The organism is Arsenicibacter rosenii (assembly GCF_001870735.1).
Lineage (GTDB): Bacteria > Bacteroidota > Bacteroidia > Cytophagales > Spirosomataceae > Arsenicibacter > Arsenicibacter rosenii.
This window is the reverse complement of record NZ_MORL01000214.1, coordinates 1-736: the sequence shown is the minus strand read 5'-3', so window position 1 is coordinate 736 and position 736 is coordinate 1. Positions and strand designations below refer to the sequence as shown.

The following is a 736-nucleotide window of genomic DNA, read 5'->3' as shown; positions in this document are numbered from 1 at the left end:
TTCAAAAAGAAATGATCGACATTCAGCAGATCGGCTTTATCAATTGCCAGTAATGTGGCTTCGCCGGAAAAAGCAACAAGTCGGGTATTATGGGTGACTTCCGGGGCTAACAGGCTAAACAACACTTCCCCTTTTTTCGCCGTATATAAAAATTTAAGTCTGTTTGTATAGTTTCCCTGTTGATCAATTCTGGTATAGAAAACGTTGATTTCGCCGGATAATACCATCCAGAACCGGTCTGTGCGATCCAGAACCATCGGCTTTTCGGCACAGATAAATAGTTTTTCTTTTATCGCTGACATAGACGTAGTATCGTTTATTTCGTTTCGATCAGGTGAGCATATACTCCGTTTTTCTTCATCAGCTCCTGGTGGGTACCCCGCTCTACTACTTTACCATATTCCATGACAATGATTTCATCGCAGTCGATAATGGTGCTGAGCCGGTGTGCAACAATCAGGCAGGTGCAACCCCGCTTTTTAATATTGTCCATCACCGTTTTTTCTGCCGTCGGGTCTAACGCGCTGGTGGCTTCATCCATAATCAGGATTGAGGGGTTCGTGGCCAACGCCCTGGCAATTTCGAGACGTTGCCGCTGACCACCGCTAAAGTTGGCTCCGCCTTCCGAAACGGCACTGTCGTAGCCATCTTTCCGAACAGAAATAATGTCGTGAATGGCCGCGTCGCGGGCTGATTGAATAATGTGTTTTTCAGAAATGGATGAATCCCAGAAACT

The 736-nt window shown here is 45.9% G+C and carries 1 protein-coding gene and 1 pseudogene; both read right to left on the bottom strand.

Annotation, left to right across the window (positions count from 1 at the left end):
* Positions 1-302 (bottom strand): annotated as a pseudogene (locus tag BLX24_RS30905) (NHLP bacteriocin export ABC transporter permease/ATPase subunit); the annotation flags it as partial.
* A 14-nt stretch (positions 303-316) separates the two neighbouring features.
* A partial coding sequence (locus tag BLX24_RS30900; protein WP_143092965.1) for an ATP-binding cassette domain-containing protein occupies positions 317-736 on the bottom strand: 420 nt, incomplete at its 5' end.